The sequence below is a fragment of the Microcoleus sp. FACHB-1515 genome (genome assembly GCF_014696105.1).
Classification (GTDB): Bacteria; Cyanobacteriota; Cyanobacteriia; order Elainellales; family Elainellaceae; genus JAAUTJ01.
Genome location: NZ_JACJPO010000056.1, coordinates 66444 through 90831 on the forward strand (window position 1 = coordinate 66444; position 24388 = coordinate 90831).

A 24388-nucleotide genomic window follows, 5' to 3' on the forward strand; every position below is an offset into this window, starting at 1 on the left:
CGCACCTGCCACAACCTGAACGGTCAAGTTTGCGGCATTAGCACGGCCAGCTTTTGGGTAGCGATCGCTGCGTGCGTCGCCGTTTTCCACTCTGGCAGGCTAATCAGAGTTTGAACCTCGAAGTCATAGCCAAATCCAATCGCATACAGCTTAAAGCGATCGCTCCAGTAGGCGATCGTTTCGGCAGGTGAAAAGGGCGTGGAGCGCAGCGATTTTTCAAGCTGCTCTTGCATTTCTCGATAGTGATGGCTTTGATACAGTCGCCACGCTAGCCAAACATAAGTTTGAAAGCGCGATTGCGATTCGAGTTTGCGAACCGATTCCGGCAAGTCAAGGCGATCGAACACCTGATCGAGTACGCCCTGCATCGATCGCGCTGTTTTGGGTGTGCTTTTTGAGGACGCGCTGAAGTCGTGGACGCGATAGCAAACTGTGATTTCCGGTAGCCAAGCCGACTGACAGCCCGCCAGCACGACGCGCAAGGTAATATCGACATCTTCAGCAGGCGGAAAGCGCGGATCAAAGCCGCCGACGCGCACCAGCCACTCGCGGCGAAACATCATCGCACTCGGCAAAACAGGCTTGTGCAAAAACCAGTTTTCGATCGATAAGGGCGTAATGTACCACCACTTCATCTCGGCTCGCGCCACGCCATCCGAATCAACGATCCGAAAGCCGCTGTTCACCAGTCCGACCTGCGGCTGCGCGTCAAACACGGCCACCTGATGCACCAGCTTGTCCAGTAAAAAGTAATCGTCTGCATCCAGCAGGGCAATGAGTTCGCCGCGAGCCAGATGAATCGCTCGATTGCGGGCTGAGGCCACGCCGCGATTTTCCTGGTAGACATACCGAATTCGAGCCGCATACGGCTCCAGCAATTCTCGCGTGTTGTCGGTTGAGCCGTCGTCCACGACGATCGCCTCGACCGATTCATACGTTTGGTTCAACACGCTCTCGATCGCCTCTACGATGTAAGCGGCACAGTTGTAGCTGGGAATCACAACGCTGACGCGGGGTGGACGGTACGCGATCGCTCGGCGGACAAGCTGCTGCCACTGTGGGGTTTGAGTCAGGGCGTAGCTGCTAAACGAGTTGCCATTTGTGCGGGCGGCTGCGCTGAAAAATCGCATCCAGTCCGCGATCGTTTCCACAGGTGAAAACGGCGTGTAGAGCAGCGATCGCTGCAAATAATCGGCCATTTCATCCAGGCGATCCACGCTCTGCAAGCGCCACGCCAGCCACACCAAAAGGCAATAGCGCGACTCGCACTCCAATTCCTGCACAGGCTTGGGCAGATTAGACTGGGCGAAAAAACGATCGTACATCTGCTCAAACGATCGAATCTGGGCATCCAAATTGCGCGTCAAAGCGTGGGGATGCTGCCGATAGCAAACGCCAATTTTTTTCAGCCAGTCGGCTTTGCCGCCGTTGAGCATCAATCGCAAAATGCACTCGACATCTTCGGCATAGCGCAAGCTGGCATCAAAGCCGCCGATGTTTTCCAAACTCGATCGCCGGAATACCGTCGCACTCGGCAGCACAGGCCGCCACTTCAAAAAGCTTGCCAGCGTTAGATCAAGCTGAGACTCCCACAGGCGCAGATCCGCGATCGCGTCCCCCTGCTCGTTCGTCAGCCGCCAACCGTTGACGACCAAATTCAGATCAAGATCGGCGGCAAATCGATCGATCTGTGCGGCCAGAATGTTCGGCAGCAGGCGATCGTCCGCATCGAGAAACAAAATCAGTTTGCCCTGAGCGTGACGCAATCCGACGTTGCGAGCGATCGATGGCCCCTGATTCTCCTGACGAATGTAGCGAATGCGATCGCGATACGGCTGCACAACTGCACGAGTTTCATCGGTTGAACCATCATCGACGACAATAATTTCCGCCGCGACTTCCGATTGCGCGAGGACGCTTTCGATCGCCTCCGTCAAATAGCGCCCGTAATTGTAAGTCGGAATCACGACGCTGATCTGCGGCGTTGGCGTCGGCTCAACTGCGGCAGGCTTGACGCCAAAATACAGTTTCTCGGTTGGCTCCAGGCCATATTTTTCGGCTGCTGCCGCTCCGACTTCGGCGGTGAAATCTTCAATTTTGACCTGAAAGCCCGCCGCCGCCAGTCGATCGCCATAGTCCAAGCCATACAGCCGCACATGGTCGAACTGCCAGAAAAATCGATCGCGGTCTTCCGGCGAGATAATCGCATCGTCCTCAAAGGTTTGCTCGCGGGAAATGTCGATCGGCACTTGCAGAAATGCCCAGCCTCCGGGCTTGAGGACGCGAAACAGTTCGCGCATCGCCCGCCCATCGTCGGGCACATGCTCCAAAACGTGACTGCAAAAAATCACGTCAAACGAATCGTCTGCAAACGGAATTTGCGTAATGTCGATCTGGATATCGACAGTGGGATCGTTGAGATCGGCTGTAATGTAGTCAAGATTGGGCAGGGCGGCGAACGCCTGACGCAACACGGTTTCCGGCGCGAAGTGCAGCACTTTTTGCTTGGCCGTATAAAAATCGGTGCGCGTTTGCAGGTAAAGCTGAAGCGATCGATGCCGAGGCTGAAGATTGCAGTGCGGACAAACGACGTTGCGATAGGTTGGGCTGAAGTCAAGCCACCGATCGCAGGTGTGGCCGCAGCAAGGACAAAAGTGACGATCGTGGCGTCCCGGAACGGGATCGATCGAGGACATCGGCTGCTCCTTTGCGGTAGTGCGTTTTGGAAGCGGATGAGCGAATTCAACCGATCAGTTTACGCCACGCTTGACAAAGAGGCGATCGCATCCGGAATATTGTCAGACGGCGCAGAAAATTCACCGACGACCACAAATTCTAATCGCAGCTTCAGCCAGGTAATAAATTGTGCGTTAGTCGAAACGATCGCGGCGGCAGGCTGCGGCACTTTCGGCTTGATTTTTGCAAATTCAGGTGCGTCCAGAAATGCAGGCTGCCGCACCAGCCAAAAATCAATTTCCTTATTTTGTTCTTGATAGTTGCGGCGACGCTCTTTCAAGACTTCTTCGATCGATTCGTCCTCGATCAAAAATTTGGCGCTGGCAAGGACAAAGTGATAGGTCTGCATGGCTGTTTGGGTGTCGGCGGTTGCAGTGGCTCGATCGATAATAGCGAAGTTCCAAGCCACCGCGAAAGCTTTCTGCCAACGCTACTCACTTCTGGCCGTCAGCATCAAATGCTTCATCTCGCGCACCGCTCGTTCTAGACCGACCAAAACAGCGCGACTGACGATCGAATGTCCAATATTCAATTCTTCCATTCCGGGCAGCGCGGCGACGGGCTGTACGTTCCAGTAGGTCAGTCCATGTCCGGCATTGACGCGCACACCCAGCGCGATCGCGCGTTCGCAACCTTGCTCCAGCATCACCAGTTCTTTGCCGCGCGTCACGTCGTCCCTGGCGTTGGCATAGTGTCCGGTGTGCAGTTCGATGAATCTTGCGCCAATTTCGGCAGAAGCGGTGATCTGGTCAAAATCGGCGTCAATAAACAGGCTGACGGGGATTTGAGCGCCTTGCAACTGTGCGACGATCGCTCCCAGTCGATCGCGCTGCCCGACGATATCAAGCCCGCCCTCAGTTGTGACTTCTTCGCGCTTTTCGGGAACCAGCGTCACATAGTCCGGACGAATGTCCAGCGCGATCGCCACCATTTCCTCGGTCGCCGCCATTTCCAGGTTGAGATGAGTGCGGACGGTTTGCCTCAGCAGGCGCACGTCACGGTCTTGGATATGCCGACGGTCTTCGCGCAGATGAACCGTGATGCCGTCTGCACCGCCCAACTCGGCCAAGACTGCCGCTGCGATCGGGTCGGGTTCAACCGTCTGCCGCGCCTGCCGAATCGTCGCAATATGGTCGATGTTTACCCCCAAAGTCAGCACGGCGATCGCTCCCCCCAGTTTTTTCTGCCCAAAACTTTTTCGATTGTAACGGCTCAGAAGAGTTCTCAAGCGGATTGACCGAGTCGAGAAAAGTTTGAAATCCAGGCACAAAAAAACCGATCGCTTCATGTTGCGATCGGCTCAAAATCAATTTGCGCTTAGGCTTGCTTGTTCAAGAAGTTCTGCACCTGCTTGAGTGCGGCTGCGCCAATGTTGAATGCTGCCCAGCTTGCAGCAACAATGACCGGGGCGAGAACTGCGACCACGCGCCAATCAAAATCCATCTTCGGCTCCTCCCTTAAAGATTTGTGAAACCTTCTCATCTTTGATTCTATTGTGGAGCTAAGTGGCGAGATTGGCTAGATGGGAAAGGGAATTTTTTGAGCGTCGGGGATCGGCAGATGGAGCGCGATCGCAAATCCCAACACGCTACTTAAATCCAATATCCGTTCCGGTTCCGGCATGAACGCGAGCTAGTTTTTCGTAGCGCTGAGCATGTTCAATCAAATCAGCGGCTTCGGCGTCGCTGACTGGACGGCGGACTTGAGCGGGAACACCGACCACAAGCGATCGCGACGGAACATCTTTGGTGACGACCGATCCGGCTCCGACAATGCTGCCCGCCCCCACGCGCACCCCATCCAGAACGATCGCGCCGATGCCGATTAAGCAGCCTTGCTCGATGTGGGCACTGTGGATGACGGCGCGATGGCCGATCGTGACGTTGGCTTCGAGAATCGTGGGTTTGCCCGGATCGCCATGTAGAATTGCGCCGTCTTGGACGTTCGTGCCTGCGCCGATCGCAATGCGCTCCACGTCACCGCGCACGATCGCCCCGTACCAAATGCTGGCTCCGGTCGCAATCTCGACTTGGCCGATCACGGTGGCATTTGCCGCGACGAAAGCGGCTTGGGATAGATCGGGGGGCGACCAAAAGGGAGAAGAAACGGTTAAATCAGCAGTCATATCAACATAAAGTCATGCTTAGGAAAGGCGGATGGGGCTGAACTGCACCGCTATAATAAAATTCACACGTTGGTTTAGGGAGACAACGCTGGCGCAAGACATGATCAATCCAGCCCTACAGTATCCAATTTTTGGCGCGGAGATTCAATGTCCCCACTGTCGCCAGACCATTCCCGCTTTGACGCTGACCGACACCTATCTGTGTCAGCGGCATGGCGCGTTTGAAGCCGACCCGAAAACCTCAGAACTGATTCATCTGCAATCTGGGCGGCATTGGCGACAGTGGAACAACGAATGGTATCGCCAGCACACGCATCCCGATGGCATTCGCTTTGAAATCCACGAAGCGCTCGATCGCCTCTATACGCAAGGCTATCGCGCCACGAAGGTAATTATCGCCCAGCGTTACAAAGAACTGATCAGCACTTATCTAGAGCGCAGCACGCCTTGGCGCGGTCAGGCCGATTCGCCTCGTCCGCGTCTGTACGGATTGCCTGTTGAATTCAGCCCTGATCCCACGCTCGAACCTTGCTGGGAAGTGATCAATTTTGATTTGGAGAAAGAACCGGGTGCGCCCGTCCGCTATCCGTATTTCCGCCTGTTTGAATAGCGATCGAACCGTTTGTCTTATGACGATCGCTCTTTACTCAGACGGAAAAGAGCGATCGCACTGTGCTAGTTTGCCGCGTTTGAATCTGCCACTTCTGAGGTGGGAAACGCGCATTCAACCGTCACTTTGATGTTGCAGCCTGCGGTTCCCGTTGCGATGTAGGGAACGCCCGCCACACCTGCCACGTTGACGCCAAACTCTAGCGTCACGGTTTGAACCTCGGCAACGGCCATTTTGCGAAAGGCGTTGAGCGTGTAGAGCGTGTAGAGGCGAATCGTGCTTTCGATCGCCTGAAAGCTTTGCATCGCTTGCTGAGTCGATCGCGTCATGACGCCGCCTTTTGCACCGCCGCGCTGCACTTCGCCCGTTTCGGCACCGCTAGCAGGAGTGAGAATGGGCACGTCGATCGATTCGTTCGTCTCAATGTAAATGACTGTGTTTTCGTCAATTTGAATCGGTTGGAGTTTGTTCATGCTGTAGATGCACCAGCGATCGAAACAACAAAGCTGGTTCGTCTTGAGCGTACCCATCCAACTGTGAACTGTAACGAGGGTGACACCCCCAATTGCGATCGACGGGAACTTTTGGGGTACGCTTTCGTCTTAGCGCCAGTTCATTCACTGGAGTCAGGCGATGTCTCGGCACACAAAAACGGCTTTGCTGACGGCTTTGAGTTTCGTGGCAACTAGCGCATTGCCATTTGCGGCAGTGGCGTCTGAGCCGATGCAGGTGGCGCAGCTATTTCCGCAGGAGCAAGTTGGCCTGCCAACCGGAACGACGATCGCAGTTCGCTATGACGAGGCCGAGCGGATCATCGTCACGCCCGAAGAAACGGCTCCGGTGACGCTGATTGTGGCGCAAGATGTGCGTTCGGCCAGCGGCACGGTTCTGATTCGATCGGGCAGCACGATCGCAGGCGAACTGCGCCCCGATGGAGATGGAACCCGCTTTTTTGCCGAAACCCTGACGCCTGCGGGCAGCACGCGATCGATTTCCATTGACGCCACTTCTGGACTGATTACCGAGCGCGAAACGATCACTCGCGAAAGCAACCCGGATTTCTTGAGAGGGGCGGCGATCGGAGCAGCGGCAGGCGCAGTGATCGGCGAGATTTTTGGCAGCATTGATTTCGGCGAAGTGCTGTTGGGCGCGGGGGTTGGCACGCTGGCTTCCGTTTTGCTGCGCGGTCGCGAAGAAGTTGAGGTGGTTGTGGTGAATCCTGCCACTGATTTGACGCTCACTTTGCAGTCAAATTTTGTGCTGCGCTAAGGCAAAGCTTGCGTTTTTCTGAAGAATTAGGGTGCGATCGAAGCGGCGGGATTTTATTTGCGATCGTGCTTCTGTTTTGCTGCAAATACATCAGCTAAAGCGTTGAAAGTAGGCAGATCAAACTGCGACTGTTTGACGCATTTTACAAGTGAAATGATCAGCAATAAAATTTGTGAGTCGTATCCAGCGTGCGGAAGTTCTGCTTCTGAAAGTGTAGCCATTTGAGCAGTTCATCACCTGCTAAAATCTGTTTCTTGTCTTGAACAAGCTAAACTTCAATTTCTTGGAGAGGAATACTATGTTTGCCAAAACTCAAAAATTCGCACAGTTTCGTCAATCTGACTTGAATGTGCGAATCAATCGATCGCGCTTCTTTGGTGGCGACGGTGACGATTCGATCGATGATGCCAGAGATTTAGGTCGGCTCAAAAGCAGTCTTGAAGACGGCGGGCGCGTCAGCGAAAACGATCCGGACTACTACAAATTCACGCTCAAAAAAGACGGCATCGTCAAATTCAACTTCAAAAATAGCGGCGACGAATCAATTCAATTTTCAGTTGTGGATAAGCGCGATCGCACCATTTCGGTCAACGGCACTCGGCTTTTTGCTGAAGTGGACGACGGCGACAAAATCAAGTTCAGCGCTCGCCTCAGCAAAGGCGCTTATTTCCTCAAAGTTGACACCGAGGAAGGTCGCCGAGAGCGCTTTAACATCAAGCTGAAACTGGAGTCTAGCCGGAACGACGACAGCGACGACGATTAAGTCGTGTGCAGCGCGATCGAACAGTTGTTGTCAATCGGTTCGATCGCGCCAAACCGCTCGAAATGAGCACGAGCCGCAGGTGGAAAATTCGAGAAATTAAAGTTTGCATCTCCATTGGCAATGTCTGCCCAGAAATTACGCAGTTGAGCAGTGAGCGGTTCCGCTTCTGCTAGCGATAAGTTGACAGGTGGTTCTGTCAGTAATTTGAGCATGAAGGGCAGCGATCGATCGGCCATCCACTGTCGCGAAACGGCTTGCAAATCCGGCCATTCGGGAAGCGATCGCACTCGTCCCGATTCAATAACAAGATTGCCATCTTGATAGTGCAAAAGCCGATAAGGATGAGGATAGCTGACGAGCGATCCCGTCGTGATGTCATAAACACCATTTTGCTCAGCGACATCTTGAACATGCAGATGACCTGTGAAAATTAAGCGGACATGGTGCGATCGCAAAACTGCCAATAAATCAGCCGCATTGTCGATCATGTAGCGGCGTCCAAGTGAATTTGTCGATTGACCTGGCAAATGTTCAATCGCGTTGTGATGCACCATCACGATTACAAATTTATTCTGCAAATTCGCTAGCGTTTCTTCTAGCCAGCGCAACTGTTCTGCATCCACATGTCCCCAGCCCAACTGCTTTCCTTGAGCATCAAAACTGTTAGAATTTAAGCCAATTAAATGCACATCCGGCAACACTTCTGTGCAGTAATAAAGCTGCTGCGGATCGTCATAGCCAAACTTGGCGTAATAATGCCCAAACTCCATCAAACCAATATTGAAATCCGATCGATCGCGCTGCACGACATCGTGATTTCCCGGAACCACATAGACCGGATAGGGCAAGCGGAAAAGGCGATCGACCAGCCAAGCGTGATTTTCCGGTTCGCCGTGCTGCGTCAAATCTCCGGGCAGCAGCAAAAAATCGAGATCCAACAATTCAAGCTGCGACAGCACAAACTCAAAGGCGGGAATGCTGACCTCCACCAAGTGAAACCGATTCGGCGCATGATGAATCGTCTGCGGCAGGGCGATGTGCAGGTCGCTGACGATCGCAAATCGAAAATTACGCGGCATAGCAGGAAGTTGAGTTGCAAAGGTTGCCTTCTATTGTGAGGGCGATCGAGTGGCGGGGGTCGGAGCGGAAAACCACAAGTAATCTTAACGACCGAAAAGCCGTTCGATCGCCCGATCCGCCCCAACGCTAAAATCAAAATCGCATTCAAATTCCAGGAGCAATGCTTGTGTCACAGGTGCGCGTGCGTCAGCACGTCAACCCCCTCAGCCTCAAATACCAGCGTCCGATCGCCCTGCCCGACTGGAGCGAGATTTTCACTCATCCCGCCCAACCGCTGCACCTCGACATTGGCTGCGCTCGCGGCCAATTTCTGCTGCAAATGGCGGCTAATCAATCCGATCGCAACTTCTTGGGACTCGAAATTCGCGAACCGCTGGTGATTCAGGCCAATCGCGATCGCACCGAGCAAAACCTGACGAACCTGCATTTTCTGTTTTGCAACGTCTCGAATGCGATCGCCCCGCTGCTGGAAAGCTACCCCGGTCAACTGGTTCAGGTGTCGATTCAATTTCCCGACCCCTGGTTCAAAAAACGCCACCAGAAGCGGCGCGTCGTGCAGCCTCAACTGGTCGATCAGCTTGCAGAATTTTTAATCAGCGGCGGCTGGGTCTTCCTACAATCCGACATTGAAGCGGTGGCGATCGAAATGCGCGATCGCTTTGCCGAACATTCGGCCTTTGTCGATTCTGGCTGGCTGGATGTCAACCCGCTCCCCGTCCCAACTGAGCGCGAACAGATGGTGCTGGAGCAGGGCGATCGCGTGTATCGAGTTCTGTTTCAGCGCGTGTAAGTCAAGCGCCTCCGGTCAAATCCACGATCGCAGCCAGCGACGCGACATCACGGCTTCCGGCGTCATCGGCAAGCCTAGGAACATGGGTAGCCAGTAAACAAAGGCAATCAGAATGAGAAAAACGGCGGTGAGGCCAACGATGCGCTGCCAATCTCGCGGACTGGCGAGCCAGCGATCGATTACCAGCGCCAGCGCCATGAACGCGAACAGCACCGAGGGCATGTAGTGGTAGATGAACACGCAGCGCGTCACGCTCACCCAAGGCAGAAGATTCGCCACCCAGTTGACAACGACGTAGAGCGCTGTCCAGGTGTAAGCGTCGTCCAGGCTGACCGGACGCTGCCGCAGCCAAACGATCGCACGAGCGACCAACAGGGCGACCAACAGAGCGATCGCCCCAACGGTAAACCACCACAGAACCGGATTGCCCATCGCGTGAACGTCATAGATTGCGCGTTCGGCGGCAACAGGCAGCGGCGGCCCAACGATCGGCGGCGGCTCATTCAGTCCGTGCGAGGTTTTGTAGAAATACGCGACCGGACGCAGCATGAACACCCAGCTATACCAGCGTGAGCAGTAAGGATGGGCATCCATGCCGCCGACGCGGTGGTGATAGTCGATGATGCGAGATTGCCACTGCAAGAACGACACGCCCGGAGTCAGCCGCAGATACGGCAGCCAGCTTAGATAGTAAGTCAGAGCGGGAATCAAGCCCAGCGTGGCGATCGCCTGAACGGGATGAATTTGCGTCAGGTTTTGCAGCGGGTTCGGCTGAGCGAGCGATCCTGCCGATCGCCCCTCCCGCCGCTTCAAGACTTCCCAAATTCGCAGTCCCCACGCGATCGACAGCAGCAGATAAACACCGAGCAAATAGCCCAAGCCGTTCCACTTGACCGCAGGCGCGGCTCCTAAACAAACGCCCGCCCCGATCAGCCACCAGCTCCGCCGATCGCGATCGCGATTGAGGCCAGCCAGCAGCAGCCAGTGTCCCAGCAGCCCAAACAGAATCAAAAAGACGTTGATCAGGCCGTAGCGCGATTCGACCAGAAACAGGCCATCGACGGCAACGAACAGGCCAGCCAGCAGCGCAAAGCTACGGCGATGCGAGAGTTCATACGCGATCGCTGCCGTCACGATCGGAATGAACGATCCCACCAGCGCATCCAGCCAGCGGTAGCTGATCGGCGCGAGAAACAATCCGCTCCAGTCGTTTTTGACGGGACTTGCGCCGATCGGCGTGTGGTCGGCAATCCAAATACCGATCGCCAAAATGTAGGTACTCAAAGGCGGATGGCCTTCAAACAGCGGAATGCCTTTGAGGTAGTGGCTGGCAAATTTGGGAAAGTACACTTCATCAAAAACGAGCATGTTGAAGCGGCCTAATCCCCAAAAGCGCAACGCCAAAGAGAACAGCAGCAGCCCCAGCAATCCCAAGCGAAACCAGGGAATCGGGCGATCCCGCTCTGGGAACGCTTTGCGATCGCGCTTGACGGCACGATTGAACGCAGAATTTGTCATAACGCTAGCTTGCTGATGCACGTCATCGATCTAGACTAACCGCATTCGACCCACAGTGATTCTGAGGAAGACGGCAGGTAGAGGGCAAAAGGTTTCAACCCTTTCATTCCTCATCCTTTCCCCTATGCTGACCTGCGGAGGAATTGTATTGTCGATCGCTTGACAGTTTTCCTCGACATTTTGCACACTGATAGTAAGCACATTTGCTTATTCATTAGCGATTGCGCGGATTGTTTGCTCAGACAGACGATCGCCAATCGGATCAGTCAACCGCAACGACGCGGATTTTCACCTCAGCGTGGAATTGCGATCGCTTTAGCGCTCCCGGAACGATATTGCTGCGGTTGACACGTTCGATATTTCGCAACTGATTCCTTTATTTTTTGGATGGCAAGATGCTTCCAGCCAAGGTCGTTTTTGCATTCGTTTTTGCACTGTTGATTCTGGCCGCGCCGATTTATGCCGTGCTGCACGCGCTGACATTTGCCCTGCCGCTGTATGTGCTGCTGCTGAGCGTCGGCATCGGCTTGCTGTCTGTTGGCCTGCAAGCTGACCTGAAGTTAGAAGAAGCATTTCTGGTTTCGGCCATTTTCATCGGCGTCTGCTGCACGATCGCAGGCTTGGCGATGCTGGTGCACATCGTCGCGGCGATCGCGCTGTTCACGGTTTGGGGACGCTATCAGGTCGAACTGTAGCTTGTTCCGGTATGCTGATGGCGTATCGATCGGGGGTGCTTGTGAAAGCAGTGGTGATGAGCGCGGCAGGCGATCCGGATGTGTTGCAGATGCAGGACATCCCGACGCCGAGCATTCAAACTGAAACTGATGTTCTCGTTCGCCTCAAGGCAGCGGGAATCAATCCGATCGACACAAAACTGCGGCAGCGCGGCACGTTCTACCCCGATCGAATGCCTGCCGTGCTGGGCTGTGACGGTGCAGGCGTGGTTGAAGCGGTTGGCGCGATGGTGCGCGAATGGCAAGTCGGCGATGAAGTTTACTTTTGTCGCGGCGGCTTAGGGGAGATGGGCAACTATGCGGAATATACGGTTGTCGATGCTCGCTACATTGCCCACAAACCGAAAAGCTTGAGCTTTGTGGAAGCTGCTGCCGTGCCGCTCGTTCTGATTACCGCTTGGGAAGCGCTGTTCGATCGCGCCCGTCTCACGTCCGGCCAAACTGTTCTGATTCAGGCGGGAGCGGGCGGCGTTGGGCACGTGGCAATTCAGCTTGCAAAATCGGCAGGTGCGAGGATTGCTGCAACGGTAAGTTCTGAGCAAAAGGCGGAATTTGTCACAAGTTTGGGCTGCGATCGCCCCATCCACTACCGCAAAATCGATGTCGTTTCTGAAATTCAACGCTGGACGGACGGAACGGGCGTGGATGTCGGCTTTGATACGGTCGGTGGGGCAACGCTCTCACAGACGATCGCCTGCACGCGCACCTATGGCGATGTTGTGACGATTTTGGCGGCGGCTGCGGATACCGATTGGAAGACGGTGCGCGATCGCAATCAGCGCGTCAGCTTTGAACTGATGCTGACCCCACAACTTCAAGCACTAGCAACTGCCGAACGTCATCAGGCCGAGATTTTGCAGCAGTGCGCTCCGCGATTCGATCGAGGCGAACTGAAAATTCACGTTCAGCAGGTGTTTCCGCTGAGTGAAGCTGCCGCTGCCCATCGGCTTCTCGAAGCGGGCGGATTGACAGGAAAGCTGGTGTTGGCGATCGATTAGGCTGGGTTTCAGAAATCTTGGCAGCTCCCTAAATTCCCCAATTTTGGGGGACTTTGAGGATGGTTTGCCAGTAGCAGCGATCGGAATTCAAACGCGCCCTAAAGCGCTCCCACCAGAAAGAACGCCGACCAGTCACGCGGATTGGCAAACTGTGGCTGTTCAATTTGCCGCAGCATCGCTTGTCGGAGGGCTTGGGCTTTGCTGGGCTGCTGCTGAAGCTGGCGATAAAACTCGATCATCAATGCCGCCGTCGCGTCATCGGGAACCGCCCACAGGGAGACGACGACGCTCGACGCACCTGCAAGGAGAAGCGATCGCGACAAGCCAATCACGCCGTCTCCGGTGATCCGTCCGCGTCCAGTATCGCAGGCGCTCAGAACGACCAAATCCGCTTGCAAATTCAGATTGAGGATTTCGCTGGCGTTGAGAAAGCCGTCCGAGTTGGCCGAAGGTGCAAGCGCGATCGCCCCTGGAGTGGCTGCTTCAAAGCCGTCGAGCAGGCCATGCGTGGCGAGGTGAATAATTTGCGCCTGCGGCATCGCGGCCACGACTGCCGTTTCCGTTGCCTGATTTCCCGTTAGGACGGGCGATCGCAACACTTCTGCAACGGCTTTGGCTTCGGCTTCGGCTCCGGGCAAGCTGGCGAGCGGCTGAGCAGGCTGATTTGGCGTGGCGGGCAAGGCGGGCATGGTGGGATTCCCGACGATCAAATCATTGCCGTCTTCGATCGATCGCGCCTGTGTCAGCGCCAACGCCTGAATCGACGGAGCGATCGCGATCGTGTGCTGCTGAATCAAATATTGCCCGTCAGGATTTTGCAGGGCGGCAAACGGCACGAGAAATAGTTCATCTTGCGGCACGAACACAACCGGAGACAGCGGATCAATCGGCAGCAAATCTGCGATCGGGGCAATCAGAATTTGGTGAAGCTGCTGCAACTGACGATTGGCAGGTCGTGCCGTCCCGGTCGATTCACGCAGGCTCGATCGCGTCTGCGTCACCAATTCATCCAGTCCGCCCCGTCCGATCGCCGCTGCAACTCTGGTCTGTTCCGCCACCTGACCGACAGGCAACCCTAGCCCCTGCAAATCCACTGGCCGAAACGCAATTTCGCCATTCGGCTGCACCACCCAAACGTAAAGGCGACTGTCGCCAATCAGCGTGTATTGCACCAGTGTTGCCTGCCGATCGATCGCCGCTTGCCTAATCTGCGCGAGAGTTGGCGCGTCGGCAACGATCGGCGTGGTCGAATTGGCCGCCAGTCGCGTCGTCAGCAGATCGACAAAGGCGCGGGCGCGACTTCGTTCCGCAACTTCAAGCGCAGGCTCAACTTTGTTTTGATTAACCAGCGCGACTTGCAGCAGGCGAAAGGTGGCGGCCTGCGTTTCAAAAATGCTGACCTTTTGGGCATCGCTTAAGCCCGGACGCATCGCATCGAGCAGATCGATCGCCGCCCGCAACTTCTGCTCCGCTTCGGCAGGCTGATCAAGACTGAGCAAACTTGCGCCCAAATTGTTCAGCGTCGTGGCTTCCGCCGATCGATCGCCCGTTTCCCTGGTCAAACTCAGCGCTTGCTCATAGCGATCGATCGCTTGCTGAAATCGTCCCTGAGCATCCTCGATCGAGCCAAGATTGTTCAATCCGGCGGCAATGCCTGTGCGATCGTTCAGTTCGCGAGTCATTTCCAGGCTTTGCTCATACGCCGATCGCGCCTGCTCAAACTGATTTTGTGCGGCATACAGCAAGCCCAAATTGTTCAGCGTGTTCGCCTGCGCCGCTCGATCGCTCAAGCTTTGCTGCAAATTCAACGCCTGCTCGATCGCCTGCTGCGCTTCGGCAAACTGACCCTGATAGCGCAGCGTGTTTCCCAGTGCGCTCAAGGTTGCCGCCTCGCCCGATCGATTGCCGATGCTGTGGTAGAGGTCGATCGCCTGCGAATACTGCTTCACCGAGTCGTCATACTGTCCCAACTGACGATAGAGCAGCGCCAAATTGCTCAGCGTGTCCGCAACTCCGGCGCGATCGCCCACCGCCTGCCGAATCGCCAGCGCTTGCTGATGGAGATTCAGCGCGATCGCAAACTGCCCTAAGCTGCCTCGCAGTTCGCCAAAATTATCCAGTGCGGCGGCGAGTTCGGGACGATTGCCGATCGATTCATACAGCCCGATCGCTTGTTCGTAGCTGGCGATCGCCTCAGATGTGCGGCCAAAATCGCTCAGCAACCCCGCCCGATTGCCGTAAATCTGCGCTTGATCGGCGCGATTGTTCACCTGCTGCGCGATCGCCAACGCCTGCTCATAAGCGGCCAGGGCGCGATCGCGCTGTCCCAACCGCCGATAGACGATGCCCAAACTGTTGTAGGTTTGGCCTTCGCCGCGTCGATCGCCTTCTTCCTGCCGCCGCCGCAACGCCTGCTGAAAGTAGTCCAGCGCTTCGTCCAGTCGCCCCAGCTTCTCATAAACCACGCCGATGTTGTTCAGCAAGGTTCCCTCGCCCGATCGATCTCCGGTTTCCCGCCCGATCGCGATCGCCTCTTGATAGGCCGCCAGCGCCGCCTCGTAGTTACTCAAACCGCGCTGCGTGACGCCGATCGCAGACAGCGCCGTGCGCTCAAACTGACGATTGCCTTGCTGCCGCGCCTGTTCCAGCAGCGTTTCCAGCGTGGTCAGGGCAGCTTGAAATTCACCACGACTGTACTGCTGCTGCGCTTGCTGTTCCAAGCGATCGAGGTTGCCTACAGCGGGTGCAACCGGACGCGCCTGAGCGGGGATCATCCACAGCGAGAGCAGAAGGGCGATCGAGCCAATCCGACGAATAGCCATAGTGAGACGATCGAGTGACGTATCCGATCAGGCTAGCATTTGGCGATCGGGTGTCGGCTGTCTCCCTCACTCCTCATCCTGTAAAGACGCGAGATCTCGCGTCTCTAGGGTCGCTGGACGATCGATTCGCCTGTCCGCTGGCGATCGGCGGTGATCCCGACAATTCGCACATAGTCGTGGGGATGCTCATTCAGGCAGGCTTCCAGAGCGGTGACGGCTTCGGCGTGATTTTGGGCAGTCGTGAAGCTTTGCCACGCATTCGTGCGGAAGCGACGCGGATCGACCCACTCGATGCCGACCCGCCCGCCGCTGCCGATCAGGTCGCGCACCTGCTGCATCATGCTGGCAACGAGGCGCGAACCGGAGTGGGAGCCTTCGTAGGAGGTGGCGCGAGTTGGAGCTTGAACAGGCGATCGCTCAGCAGGCGGATTGCCGTTGGCGGGCGTGGTGTGGCCGTTGGGGGCGGAAAATTCCGAGGCAGACCAGTTGCGGGCAGAAGCTTTGGCGGCAGTGTCCGAGAGTTTGGTTTGGTCGTCGCGGCGCGTGTCGCTGTATTCCTTGCCCAAATATTCGCGGCCTAAACGCATATTTTCGATCCGCTGCTGTTCGGCCACCATTTGCGAACCGAGTTCGATCAGGTGGGCAAGGCGGAAGTCAGGCGATCGAAATTCTGGGGGGCGATCGTTGCTGTTGACAACGCGCTGCGAAATTTTCTCGATCCCGACGCTGTGAATCAAATCGCGCACCTGTTCGTCAAACAAGCGCGATCGCAACGCACTGTAGAAATCGATCGACTGCGTAGGGAATCGATCGATGAGCTGCTCAACATCCGATCGCGGCACACCATCCGCCTGAAAAATGCCGCTGACAATGCCAATGCGATCGTCGCGATCGGGTTCCCAGTAAAACTTTTCCATCCGTCCATCGCGAATCAGCGGCGCATACAGCGTTGAGAAATCGTTGCCCGTCACGATGATCGGGACGCGATGAATTGGATTCGAGTCATAAGCGCCCGGAAGTTGCACGTTCGTTGGATTGTCGGCAATATTCATCAGTGTGCCGTTGACAAGCTGCGTGTTGACCGTGTATTGCGTCGTCGCATCAAATCGTCCCGCACCTGCATCGAGATCGTTGATCATCAGCGCGACCATTTTGCCGCGCACCTTGACAAACTCGGCGGCTTCCCGATAGCGGAGGCGAATCAGTCGAGCCGGATCGCCTGCATCCGGGCTTTCCAGTTCACCTGCGGACATGTGAACGACTTCCACGCCCATCCGCTCAAAAACCAGTTCACACTGAAACGATTTGCCCTCGCCCTTGCGCCCGTGAACGCCCAAAATCAGCGGTACGCGGACATTTGGCAGATCGAGAAAATTCTTGGTGATGTGAACCGCGAGTTTATCGAGAAAGCGAGGCGAAATGTAATAAGACATCAGGAGCGATCGAATACGGCAGCTTCCTCATGCTACCAACGCTTGGCGATCGCAAATCGTTTGAGGCAGGTGCGATCGATCGCAGCGATAAAATGAAAAATAAACGTCGCCAATCTACCGATGTCTGAAGCAACCGAAATTGCCGTCGGCGATCGCGTCCGCGTCATCGCCCTGCCCAGCTACGTCAAAACCGCCGAACCCATGCCGATGCTGCGCCCTCCCAGCGTGATTGCGCTTGGCGAAGAAGGAACCGTTCTCGATCGCCGTCCCGGAGGCTATTGGGGCATTCGCTTTGCCAGAGGCGCATTCCTGATGGAACGCCAATACCTCGAAGTCATCCGCGAAACCAACGCCACTAGCGCTACACCACAACAGTAGCACCCACACCATAAACGTCCCACGATTCGACTCCGCCAGCCCCACCAAATATGAAGGGAAGCAAGCAGCACGAGAGTCGCGGTCGGCACACCAATGTGGCGCACATTGACGCTCACGAGTAAGACCTTTGGGAGTCCAGAGGGTGGCCTTTGGTCAGGGTTGGAGGTGTGGAGGAGGGGTGGCCCTAGCCTCCACTGGCTCGGAAACCAAAAGCAGTTCTAAAGGGCGATCCTTTCACCAAAAATAATCCAGCGATCGCCCTACCCTTTCCGCGCAGCCAACGCCACAGGCAAATACCCCAACTCCTCCAGCTTCGCCAAAATTTTCGTTACGCCTTCCTCGATCGATTCTTGATCCGTCCGACACTCCACCTCCGGCTGCAACGGCGCTTCATACGGATCATCAATCCCCGTAAACTGCTTAATTTCCCCCGCCCGCGCCTTCTTGTACAGCCCCTTCACATCCCGCTCCTCGCAAACCGATAGCGGTGCATTCACGTAGACCTCGACAAAATCTTTGATCCGCTCTCGCACCTCATCCCGCACTTCCCGATATGGTGAAATTGCCGACACCAACACGATCACCCCGTTGCGCGTCAGCAAATGCGACACAAACCCAATCCGCCGAATATTCTCATCGCGATCGGCCTTGCTAAACCCCAAGCCTTTCGTCAAGTTTTCGCGCACAATATCGCCATCTAGCACTTCCACCGGATAGCCCGCACCGCGCAGCTTTTGCTCAACCGCCATTCTCAGCGTCGTTTTGCCTGCACCGCTCAACCCTGTAAACCAAATTGTGACGCCGCGCTGTGTGGTCATCCTCGAAACTCCTCAATAGAACTGTTGTGCGCTTTTTACTCTGCCCTTCCGCCGAGATTTCACGCTTCCGCAAATATACGGGCTGGCTCGGACGATCGCCCCGCGATCCACCGTATTTTACAGAATCTTTTCTTAATATCAAATTCACAAACATCAACAAAAGTTAGTTTTCACGAACCCCCGATCGGTCAATACCCGTGCTGCAACGCTTTCAACAGCACCCGATCGATCGCGATAGAATAAAAATGTCGTCCTTGCTTTTCGGCCATGCCCGACACCTATCGCCAAGAAGACGCTCAGCAAATTTTGCAAATCGCGATCGCTCGTCAGGTTGAATCCGGCGAGCTAACTAGAACACAGCTTTTCGAGATCGCGGATGAATTGGGAATTTCGGCAACCGATTTGGAACTGGCCGAAGCGCAGTGGCAGTTGCAACACGGGGAAAGGCAAGAGCGGCAAGCGTTCGATCGCTACCGTCGCACCAAACTAGGTCAGAGCTTTGGACGATTTGCGATCGTCAACGGCTTTTTCATGCTGCTCAACGGCATGGGCGGCGAACTTTCCTGGTCGCTCTACATTGCGGCAGTTTGGGGAATGCTGCTTTCACTGCAAACCTGGCAAACCTACCAAACAGCAGGAGAAGCATACGAAACGGCGTTTTCCCGCTGGTATCAAAAGCGGCGAATTCGGCGTAAGTTCAGCAGCTTTGTCGATCGCCTGCTCAAAGCTTGATGGCGAAATTTTCTAAACGTCGCTGCGTGTTGATCTGTCAGCATCGCTCTTGTTTGCGGAGCGGTGCGGATGTTGTGCTGCAAAAATTCCGATCGATCGCCACACCCAACGTCCTGATTAATCCATCTGACTGCCTCGGCCAGTGCGGATCGGGGCCAACGGTGCGCGTGATGCCCGACGATAGCTGGTACTGTCGCGTCAAGCCAGATGATGTCGAAACGATCGCCACCGAGCATTTGCAGGGCGATCGACCTGTTGCCCGACTGCTGCATCCGCGCTTTCATCCTCATCCTGATGCCTTCAAGCCGTCCTGAATTGAGGCATAATCAGCGTAGCTTTAGAGGGCAGCGATGTGATAAACGCGATCGGCATGGTGGTGTTGGTCTTGCTGCTGGGAATTTTTACCGGACTGTATGTGCGCGGTTCATTTCGTCCGAAGCCGGAATTTGACATTGCGATCGTTCCCAACACCAACGACATCACGTTTTTTCTGGCAGTTGCTGGCCTCACCACGTCGCTGACCACGCAGGCAGAGGTGACTGGTTTTTTTGTCGAAGCGCCCGAAATTTATCCGGCCAGAATTGCCGCCATCCGCCGTGCTCAGCGGACGCTGCATTTTGAAACGTTTTTCATGACGCCCGGAAAGCGAGCCGATGAATTTGCCTCAGCGATTTGCGATCGCGCTCAGGCCGGAGTCAAGGTGCGGCTGATCATTGACAATCACGGAGCGCACACAATGCCGAAAGAATATTGGCGATCGCTGCGATCGGCTGGCGTGGAACTCGGCTTTTTTCGCGATTTTGACTGGCGTGCCCCCTTCGACTACAACGCCCGCACCCATCGAAAGCTACTGCTAATTGACGGCGAGGAAGCGCTGTTGGGCGGCGCGGGCGTCTCAGACTCATGGGACGGTGAACGGAATGTACCCTGGTGCGATTTTGAAGTGGGCTATCGGGGGCCGATCGTCACTCTGTTGGAAGGCGTATTCATGGAGAACTGGGCAAGTGTCGGCGGAGCGCTTGATCTGGGCAGCGATGTCTTTCGTACTCATCCGCCAGAAGGTCGAGCAGCATTTGTCACCAAGGGCACTTTTTCGCTCGAAAATTCTCCGCTGCGCCTGCTGTTTCACACCAGTATGGCGGCAGCGCGACAGCGATTGTGGCTTGCGAGTCCTTATCTTGTGCCAGATCCGAGTACCCAAGAAGTTTTAATTCAGGCTTGTCAGCGCGGTGTGGATGTGCGAATCCTGACGATGGGCAAGCGCAATGACAAATCCTATGTTTATTACAGCGCTCGCGAACTGTATGGCCGATTGCTCAAAGCAGGCGTGAAAATTTTTGAATATCAGCCGAGCATGATGCACGCCAAACTGCTTTTAGTGGACGATCGCTGGGTCAGTCACGGCAGCACAAACGTCGATGAACGCAGCTTTTTCATCAACGATGAACTGAATGTTTCTGTCAGCGATCCCGACTTAGCAATGCAAATGGAAAAGTTTCTAATTACCTCTTTTGAAAACAGCGTTTTGGTAACGATCGATCGCTGGCGAAAACGATCGATCGTCCAGCGCATTCGCGGTCGAATCGGCTTGCTGTTTCGGCGGTTATTCTAAACTGTGGACTTTCAAAGCATCTTGTGATTTTCAAGTGCTTTGCAGATGTCGAAAAACGCTAGGATTCTCTGGAATTCGCGTTATCCGATCGCGTCAGCTTGCGGAACGGTATCGCTTCTGAAATCCACTGCTTCAACGTAGGAATCACTGCTTCGATCGCAATTTCTTGAGACGATCGATCGGCGCGTTTGACAACTTCCACTTTGCCTTGGGCAAGCGATCGACCTGTAACAATTCGATAGGGAATTCCGACAAGATCAGCATCTTTGAATTTCACGCCTGCTCGCTCATTGCGGTCATCCAACAGCGTTTCAACTCCAGCTTGATTCAGTTCGATCGCCAGCTTTTCTGCCGCTTCCGCTTGAGCCGCATCTGCGATATTCGGAATCACAACGATCGCGTGATAGGGTGCGATCGCCACAGGCCAAATAATGCCGTCTTTGTCATACGATTGCTCGACCGCAGCCTGCGCCAAGCGCGAGACACCGACGCCATAGCAGCCCATCACCAGTGGAACTTCTTCACCTTGTTCGTTCGTAAACGTTGCGCCCAATGCTTTTGAGTATTTCGTGCCGAGTTGGAAAATGTGGCCGATCTCGATGCCTCGCGCGGATTGCAGCGTTTGTGTGGAATCGTGAACGGCACGATCGCCTGCGATCGACTTCCGCACATCCACAACGCGATCGGGCAGCTTAAACTGATCGCCCCAGTTTGCACCAACAACGTGATAGTCCGATTCGTTTGATCCGGTAACGAAGTTTTTCAAATCTACTGCGGTTTGATCAACCAGTCGCAAAAACTTGGGTGCAATGTTCTTGATCTGCTGAATGTAGTCATCACTTAAATCGGGCGCAATGTAGCCCAACGGTAATAGTTTGGCTGCCCATTTTGCTTGTGCTTCTGCGTCGGGAACTTCGATCGCCAAAATCGTTTTGCCGCCATATTCGCCCGCCACTTTCACTAATTCATTTTGCAGCTTCACTTCATTCACATCTTGATCGCCGCGAATGCTCACCAGCACCAAAACGGTCATACCGCTATCGTAAACAACCTGATAGAGGACATTTTTAAGAGTTTGTGTGGGCGAACATTTGAAGTAGTCGCAAAGCGTCGCGATCGTATTGGTTCCGGGTGTGTGGTGCTTTTCGTAACTCGTAAATGAGGAAGGTTCGGCATCGGGCGCAAGCGAAATTGCCTTTTCGACGTTGGCTGCATATTTGCCGTCTTCGGTGTAGAGAACTTCATCTTCACCTGCCGCCGTGAGCACCATGAACTCTTGCGATCCCGACCCGCCGATCGCTCCCGAATCGGCATCAACCGCACGGAATTCTAGGCCGCAGCGACGCAAAATATTGTGGTAGGCGACGTTCATTTTGGCGTAGCTTTCTTTCATTCCAGCTTCGTCTACGTCAAATGAATAAGCATCTTTCATAATGAATTCGCGTCCCCGCAGCAGGCCGAAGCGCGGACGAATTTCATCGCGAAACTTCGTTTGAATCTGATACAAATTCAGCGGGAGTTGCCGATAGGAACGAATCATGTCGCGAGCGATCGAGGTAATCACTTCTTCGTGCGTCGGCCCCAAACCCAATTCGCGCTCTTGGCGATCGCGCAAGGCAAACATAATGCCCTCGGCCTGCGTGTAGGTGTCCCAGCGACCCGATTCGCGCCACAGTTCGGACGGCTGAAGCGTCGGCAACAGGGTTTCTTGCGCTCCGGTTGCGTCCATTTCTTCACGCACAATCTGCGAAACCTTGCGTAGAACGCGCCACATGAACGGCAAATAGGCAAAGACGCCGCTGCCCACGCGCCGAATGTACCCTGCTCTAAGCAAAAGCTTGTGGCTGGGAATTTCCGCTTCTGCCGGATCTTCGCGGAGGGTGACAAACAACATTTGAGACAGTCGCATGGGCGTTTCTCGATCGAGGTTTCAATTCCCCAGTCTAGACCAGCAAGGAATCCCTGAGCGAAAGGCTTGACCTGGCGCCGCTCGATCGCAAATAATGAAAGGAATATGAAATAACCTACGCCGATTCCATGACTGCAATTCTGACGCCTGAGCCGCAAAATTTGACTGACCCCACCGAAATCATCCCCGTCGAATCGGCCAGCGTTCCTGCCAAGCTCACCTTCAAGCAGGAGTTGCAGATCTTCACTTCAACTTTTTTCGCCGTTTTTCTAGCTGAACTGGGCGACAAAACCCAAATGACAACGCTGCTGATGAGTGCCCAATCGCAAACGCCCTGGATTGTATTTTTAGGCGCAGGTGCCGCTTTGATCGGTACGAGTTTGGTCGGCGTTCTGGTGGGTCGCTGGCTGTCGCGGCATGTCTCGGTCACAACGCTGGAAACCGCAACGGGCGCAATCTTGCTGCTGATTGCGGCAATGCTGGTGTGGGACGTGGTGCAGCTTTAAGGAATCACCGGCATGGATTGGCACTTACTCGGCATCAGCTTCATCACCATTTTCATCTCAGAACTGGGCGACAAAAGCCAGCTTGCGACGATCGCCCTCAGCGGCCAGACGCGATCGCTCCGTGCTGTCTTTCTGGGAACCGTTGCTGCGCTTCTACTTGCCAGTCTGATTGGCGTTTTGCTCGGCGGCAGTGCAGCGCAATTTTTGCCGATTCGCTGGGTCAAAACGATCGCGGCGATCGGATTTACGATCATGGGGATTCGCCTGCTTTGGCCGAAGCCCACTGAGGAAATTGAAGAAGCTTAGGCGATCGAAGCTTGACGATGCTTTTCTAGCGGTTGAATTTGAGGAATGTGCGGTCGCAACGCACTCAACGCCACGCCTTGACGATGCGCGACGATCGCCCCGATCGCTTCTAGATAGGAATTGACGGTGTGCGATCGCAGTCCAATTGCCGCCGCCTCCACCTGCATTCGCGTCGTATTTTCGCGCACGGTAATCAGTTGCACCGATTCACTCAGGCTGAGGATGCTGCTGCCACCGCAGGCACTCGCAGGCGCAATCAGCGCATCGACTTGATCTGACCAGATGTCTGTTGGTTGAGACGGAGCGCGGGTGACGAACTGCGGAGCGCGACTCAAGCCTGCCAAAACGCAAGGCAAAAACGTGTGGCCGAGTTCTTCCGCAGCCGATCGCGGCGACAAACTTGGATCAAGCGGTAGGGGCGCAAGGGCGGGTGCATGAGCGCAAGGAATCTGAAACGATCGCACCACTAAATGACTGATGACGGCTTCCGCACCGGCGAGCGGATCAACGCCCTGACCTTGCCGATAGTGCTGAAGCGCTTCGCTGCCTTCGTCGTCGGGAAAGCGAGCGACGATCGCGATCGCAGTCGCCCCCGCTTGCGTGATGGACTGCTCCACTGCTCGAAGTAAACTATCCGGTCGATCGATCGTGCCCCAAGTCGCGCCCGATTGTGCCGATCGCAGTTCCACGCCCAGCGGCGCATCCGTGACAACATAATCTGTGAGATCGAGGCCGAGCGTCGCTCTGGCGGCATCGGCGGCTTGCAGATGTCGCCAGCGTAAGTCGGGTTCAATGGCGCGATCGATCACCAGTCCAATCCGATTTTGATGAACCGGACGCAAGCCCCAGCGACCAGAGGCAAACTGATCGAGTCCGTAGCCTTCGACATACAGCACGTTGGGCAGCGGCCAGTAAAGCTGTGCGCCGTTCATCACGTTGGGATGCGTGATTAGGCGATCGACTGCTCCCGACATCGCCCGCACAACCGGAATTGCATCGCCCGCATAGCCGCCGATCGCCGCTCCGATTCCGGTCGGTACAACCAAAACGGCAGTATAAGGACGCGCCATGCTCACGACTCCAGAATCACAACGGCTTCGATCGCCACCCTGCGTCGATCCGCATCAACCGAAACGATCGCCCAGCGCAACGGTTCGCCATGCTGCCGCAGCGTCGTTTCGATCGCTTCATGCAGCAGGCTGGGCGGATTTTGCAGTTCAACTTCAGCCGTCACAAAAGCAGTCTGCAT

The 24388-nt window shown here is 55.3% G+C and carries 26 protein-coding genes; 12 read left to right on the forward strand and 14 right to left on the reverse strand.

Features of this window, described 5'->3' with window-relative positions; genetic code table 11:
* Positions 1–23: 23 nt before the first annotated feature.
* The 5 genes from H6F67_RS18885 to H6F67_RS18905 all read right to left on the reverse strand — a co-directional run bounded on the left by H6F67_RS18885 (position 24) and on the right by H6F67_RS18905 (position 4861).
* Positions 24–2696 (reverse strand): glycosyltransferase, encoded by a 2673-nt coding sequence (locus H6F67_RS18885; protein WP_190768177.1) that lies wholly within the window; start codon positions 2694–2696, stop codon positions 24–26.
* A 59-nt stretch (positions 2697–2755) separates the two neighbouring features.
* A complete protein-coding gene (locus H6F67_RS18890) occupies positions 2756–3085 on the reverse strand; it encodes an MgPME-cyclase complex family protein (RefSeq protein WP_190768354.1) in 330 nt (109 codons plus the stop codon).
* 81 nt (positions 3086–3166) lie between these two features.
* The gene (locus H6F67_RS18895) at positions 3167–3895 is read right to left on the reverse strand and encodes a pyridoxine 5'-phosphate synthase (RefSeq protein ID WP_190768178.1); all 729 of its coding nucleotides are present in this window, start codon (positions 3893–3895) and stop codon (positions 3167–3169) included.
* 158 nt (positions 3896–4053) lie between these two features.
* Complete coding sequence (locus H6F67_RS18900; RefSeq protein WP_190768179.1) at positions 4054–4179, reverse strand: photosystem II protein Y; 126 nt, start codon at positions 4177–4179, stop codon at positions 4054–4056.
* A gap of 145 nt (positions 4180–4324) precedes the next feature.
* Positions 4325–4861, reverse strand: coding sequence for a gamma carbonic anhydrase family protein (locus H6F67_RS18905; RefSeq protein WP_190768180.1), 537 nt, complete (start codon positions 4859–4861; stop codon positions 4325–4327).
* Between the two features lie 100 nt (positions 4862–4961).
* Between H6F67_RS18905 and H6F67_RS18910 the strand changes: the two genes are divergently transcribed.
* Positions 4962–5471 carry a TIGR02652 family protein gene (locus H6F67_RS18910; RefSeq protein WP_190768181.1) on the forward strand — a complete coding sequence of 170 codons (510 nt, stop codon included), beginning with the start codon at positions 4962–4964 and terminating at the stop codon, positions 5469–5471.
* A gap of 65 nt (positions 5472–5536) precedes the next feature.
* Here H6F67_RS18910 and H6F67_RS18915 read toward each other — a convergent pair whose 3' ends face one another.
* The gene (locus tag H6F67_RS18915) at positions 5537–5944 is read right to left on the reverse strand and encodes a CU044_2847 family protein (protein ID WP_190768182.1); all 408 of its coding nucleotides are present in this window, start codon (positions 5942–5944) and stop codon (positions 5537–5539) included.
* Positions 5945–6104: 160 nt separating this feature from the next.
* On the opposite strand from H6F67_RS18915, the gene H6F67_RS18920 reads away from it, so the two are divergent.
* A complete protein-coding gene (locus tag H6F67_RS18920) occupies positions 6105–6740 on the forward strand; it encodes a hypothetical protein (protein ID WP_190768183.1) in 636 nt (211 codons plus the stop codon).
* 298 nt (positions 6741–7038) lie between these two features.
* On the forward strand, positions 7039–7503 hold the full coding sequence (locus tag H6F67_RS18925) for a hypothetical protein (protein WP_190768184.1): 465 nt from the start codon (positions 7039–7041) through the stop codon (positions 7501–7503).
* Here H6F67_RS18925 and H6F67_RS18930 read toward each other — a convergent pair.
* Positions 7500–8582, reverse strand: a complete 1083-nt coding sequence (locus H6F67_RS18930) for a metallophosphoesterase (protein WP_190768185.1) — start codon at positions 8580–8582, stop codon at positions 7500–7502. The two genes, H6F67_RS18925 and H6F67_RS18930, sit on opposite strands and share 4 nt — an antisense overlap.
* 167 nt (positions 8583–8749) lie before the next feature.
* On the opposite strand from H6F67_RS18930, the gene trmB reads away from it, so the two are divergent.
* Positions 8750–9373 carry a tRNA (guanosine(46)-N7)-methyltransferase TrmB gene (trmB, locus tag H6F67_RS18935; RefSeq protein ID WP_190768186.1) on the forward strand — a complete coding sequence of 208 codons (624 nt, stop codon included), beginning with the start codon at positions 8750–8752 and terminating at the stop codon, positions 9371–9373.
* A gap of 15 nt (positions 9374–9388) precedes the next feature.
* Here the strand turns inward: trmB and H6F67_RS18940 are convergent, their stop codons facing one another.
* Positions 9389–10891: a dolichyl-phosphate-mannose--protein mannosyltransferase gene (locus H6F67_RS18940; protein ID WP_190768187.1), complete on the reverse strand. Its 1503-nt coding sequence runs from the start codon at positions 10889–10891 to the stop codon at positions 9389–9391.
* A 395-nt stretch (positions 10892–11286) separates the two neighbouring features.
* Between H6F67_RS18940 and H6F67_RS18945 the strand changes: the two genes are divergently transcribed.
* Entirely contained in the window at positions 11287–11586 is a 300-nt protein-coding gene (locus H6F67_RS18945; RefSeq protein ID WP_190768188.1) for a hypothetical protein, read from the forward strand.
* A gap of 17 nt (positions 11587–11603) precedes the next feature.
* A complete protein-coding gene (locus tag H6F67_RS18950) occupies positions 11604–12623 on the forward strand; it encodes a zinc-dependent alcohol dehydrogenase family protein (protein ID WP_242020710.1) in 1020 nt (339 codons plus the stop codon).
* 98 nt (positions 12624–12721) lie between these two features.
* Here H6F67_RS18950 and H6F67_RS18955 read toward each other — a convergent pair whose 3' ends face one another.
* Both H6F67_RS18955 and H6F67_RS18960 read right to left on the reverse strand, forming a co-directional pair.
* Entirely contained in the window at positions 12722–15445 is a 2724-nt protein-coding gene (locus H6F67_RS18955) for a CHAT domain-containing tetratricopeptide repeat protein (protein WP_190768189.1), read from the reverse strand.
* Positions 15446–15549: 104 nt separating this feature from the next.
* Positions 15550–16878, reverse strand: coding sequence for an AAA family ATPase (locus H6F67_RS18960; RefSeq protein WP_190768190.1), 1329 nt, complete (start codon positions 16876–16878; stop codon positions 15550–15552).
* A gap of 120 nt (positions 16879–16998) precedes the next feature.
* Between H6F67_RS18960 and sipA the strand changes: the two genes are divergently transcribed.
* Positions 16999–17256, forward strand: coding sequence for a regulatory protein SipA (sipA, locus tag H6F67_RS18965; protein WP_190768191.1), 258 nt, complete (start codon positions 16999–17001; stop codon positions 17254–17256).
* 260 nt (positions 17257–17516) lie between these two features.
* Here sipA and cysC read toward each other — a convergent pair whose 3' ends face one another.
* The gene (gene cysC / locus H6F67_RS18970; protein ID WP_190768192.1) at positions 17517–18074 is read right to left on the reverse strand and encodes an adenylyl-sulfate kinase; all 558 of its coding nucleotides are present in this window, start codon (positions 18072–18074) and stop codon (positions 17517–17519) included.
* 267 nt (positions 18075–18341) lie between these two features.
* Between cysC and H6F67_RS18975 the strand changes: the two genes are divergently transcribed.
* The 3 genes from H6F67_RS18975 to H6F67_RS18985 are packed head-to-tail and all read left to right on the forward strand — an operon-like array spanning position 18342 to position 20418.
* A complete protein-coding gene (locus tag H6F67_RS18975) occupies positions 18342–18806 on the forward strand; it encodes a 2TM domain-containing protein (protein ID WP_190768193.1) in 465 nt (154 codons plus the stop codon).
* Entirely contained in the window at positions 18806–19120 is a 315-nt protein-coding gene (locus H6F67_RS18980) for a ferredoxin (protein WP_190768194.1), read from the forward strand. Before H6F67_RS18975 ends, H6F67_RS18980 begins: the two co-directional genes overlap by 1 nt.
* A 56-nt stretch (positions 19121–19176) precedes the next feature.
* Positions 19177–20418: a phosphatidylserine/phosphatidylglycerophosphate/cardiolipin synthase family protein gene (locus H6F67_RS18985; protein WP_190768195.1), complete on the forward strand. Its 1242-nt coding sequence runs from the start codon at positions 19177–19179 to the stop codon at positions 20416–20418.
* A 58-nt stretch (positions 20419–20476) separates the two neighbouring features.
* On the opposite strand, the gene H6F67_RS18990 is transcribed toward H6F67_RS18985, so the two are convergent.
* Positions 20477–22327: a proline--tRNA ligase gene (locus tag H6F67_RS18990; RefSeq protein WP_190768196.1), complete on the reverse strand. Its 1851-nt coding sequence runs from the start codon at positions 22325–22327 to the stop codon at positions 20477–20479.
* A 128-nt stretch (positions 22328–22455) separates the two neighbouring features.
* Here H6F67_RS18990 and H6F67_RS18995 point away from each other — a divergent pair, with 128 nt between their 5' ends.
* Together H6F67_RS18995 and H6F67_RS19000 are read left to right on the forward strand one after the other, a co-directional pair.
* Positions 22456–22833 carry a TMEM165/GDT1 family protein gene (locus H6F67_RS18995; protein WP_190768197.1) on the forward strand — a complete coding sequence of 126 codons (378 nt, stop codon included), beginning with the start codon at positions 22456–22458 and terminating at the stop codon, positions 22831–22833.
* Positions 22834–22845: 12 nt separating this feature from the next.
* Entirely contained in the window at positions 22846–23139 is a 294-nt protein-coding gene (locus tag H6F67_RS19000; RefSeq protein WP_190768198.1) for a TMEM165/GDT1 family protein, read from the forward strand.
* On the opposite strand, the gene H6F67_RS19005 is transcribed toward H6F67_RS19000, so the two are convergent.
* Together H6F67_RS19005 and H6F67_RS19010 are read right to left on the reverse strand one after the other, a co-directional pair.
* Positions 23136–24209 carry a DUF3326 domain-containing protein gene (locus tag H6F67_RS19005; protein ID WP_190768199.1) on the reverse strand — a complete coding sequence of 358 codons (1074 nt, stop codon included), beginning with the start codon at positions 24207–24209 and terminating at the stop codon, positions 23136–23138. The genes H6F67_RS19000 and H6F67_RS19005 overlap by 4 nt on opposite strands.
* 2 nt (positions 24210–24211) lie before the next feature.
* On the reverse strand, positions 24212–24388 hold the full coding sequence (locus H6F67_RS19010; RefSeq protein ID WP_190768200.1) for a hypothetical protein: 177 nt from the start codon (positions 24386–24388) through the stop codon (positions 24212–24214).

Bases quoted from the DNA above. Each gene is read 5' to 3' on its own strand.
- H6F67_RS18885 (WP_190768177.1), bottom strand. From the start codon at position 2,696: ATGTCCTCGATCGATCCCGTTCCGGGACGCCACGATCGTCACTTTTGT.
- H6F67_RS18890 (WP_190768354.1), bottom strand. From the start codon at position 3,085: ATGCAGACCTATCACTTTGTCCTTGCCAGCGCCAAATTTTTGATCGAG.
- H6F67_RS18900 (WP_190768179.1), bottom strand. From the start codon at position 4,179: ATGGATTTTGATTGGCGCGTGGTCGCAGTTCTCGCCCCGGTCATTGTT.
- H6F67_RS18905 (WP_190768180.1), bottom strand. From the start codon at position 4,861: ATGACTGCTGATTTAACCGTTTCTTCTCCCTTTTGGTCGCCCCCCGAT.
- H6F67_RS18910 (WP_190768181.1), top strand. From the start codon at position 4,962: ATGATCAATCCAGCCCTACAGTATCCAATTTTTGGCGCGGAGATTCAA.
- H6F67_RS18915 (WP_190768182.1), bottom strand. From the start codon at position 5,944: ATGAACAAACTCCAACCGATTCAAATTGACGAAAACACAGTCATTTAC.
- H6F67_RS18920 (WP_190768183.1), top strand. From the start codon at position 6,105: ATGTCTCGGCACACAAAAACGGCTTTGCTGACGGCTTTGAGTTTCGTG.
- H6F67_RS18925 (WP_190768184.1), top strand. From the start codon at position 7,039: ATGTTTGCCAAAACTCAAAAATTCGCACAGTTTCGTCAATCTGACTTG.
- H6F67_RS18930 (WP_190768185.1), bottom strand. From the start codon at position 8,582: ATGCCGCGTAATTTTCGATTTGCGATCGTCAGCGACCTGCACATCGCC.
- H6F67_RS18940 (WP_190768187.1), bottom strand. From the start codon at position 10,891: ATGACAAATTCTGCGTTCAATCGTGCCGTCAAGCGCGATCGCAAAGCG.
- H6F67_RS18945 (WP_190768188.1), top strand. From the start codon at position 11,287: ATGCTTCCAGCCAAGGTCGTTTTTGCATTCGTTTTTGCACTGTTGATT.
- H6F67_RS18950 (WP_242020710.1), top strand. From the start codon at position 11,604: ATGGCGTATCGATCGGGGGTGCTTGTGAAAGCAGTGGTGATGAGCGCG.
- H6F67_RS18955 (WP_190768189.1), bottom strand. From the start codon at position 15,445: ATGGCTATTCGTCGGATTGGCTCGATCGCCCTTCTGCTCTCGCTGTGG.
- H6F67_RS18960 (WP_190768190.1), bottom strand. From the start codon at position 16,878: ATGTCTTATTACATTTCGCCTCGCTTTCTCGATAAACTCGCGGTTCAC.
- sipA (WP_190768191.1), top strand. From the start codon at position 16,999: ATGTCTGAAGCAACCGAAATTGCCGTCGGCGATCGCGTCCGCGTCATC.
- cysC (WP_190768192.1), bottom strand. From the start codon at position 18,074: ATGACCACACAGCGCGGCGTCACAATTTGGTTTACAGGGTTGAGCGGT.
- H6F67_RS18975 (WP_190768193.1), top strand. From the start codon at position 18,342: ATGCCCGACACCTATCGCCAAGAAGACGCTCAGCAAATTTTGCAAATC.
- H6F67_RS18980 (WP_190768194.1), top strand. From the start codon at position 18,806: ATGGCGAAATTTTCTAAACGTCGCTGCGTGTTGATCTGTCAGCATCGC.
- H6F67_RS18985 (WP_190768195.1), top strand. From the start codon at position 19,177: ATGGTGGTGTTGGTCTTGCTGCTGGGAATTTTTACCGGACTGTATGTG.
- H6F67_RS18990 (WP_190768196.1), bottom strand. From the start codon at position 22,327: ATGCGACTGTCTCAAATGTTGTTTGTCACCCTCCGCGAAGATCCGGCA.
- H6F67_RS18995 (WP_190768197.1), top strand. From the start codon at position 22,456: ATGACTGCAATTCTGACGCCTGAGCCGCAAAATTTGACTGACCCCACC.
- H6F67_RS19000 (WP_190768198.1), top strand. From the start codon at position 22,846: ATGGATTGGCACTTACTCGGCATCAGCTTCATCACCATTTTCATCTCA.
- H6F67_RS19005 (WP_190768199.1), bottom strand. From the start codon at position 24,209: ATGGCGCGTCCTTATACTGCCGTTTTGGTTGTACCGACCGGAATCGGA.
- H6F67_RS19010 (WP_190768200.1), bottom strand. From the start codon at position 24,388: ATGCAGACTGCTTTTGTGACGGCTGAAGTTGAACTGCAAAATCCGCCC.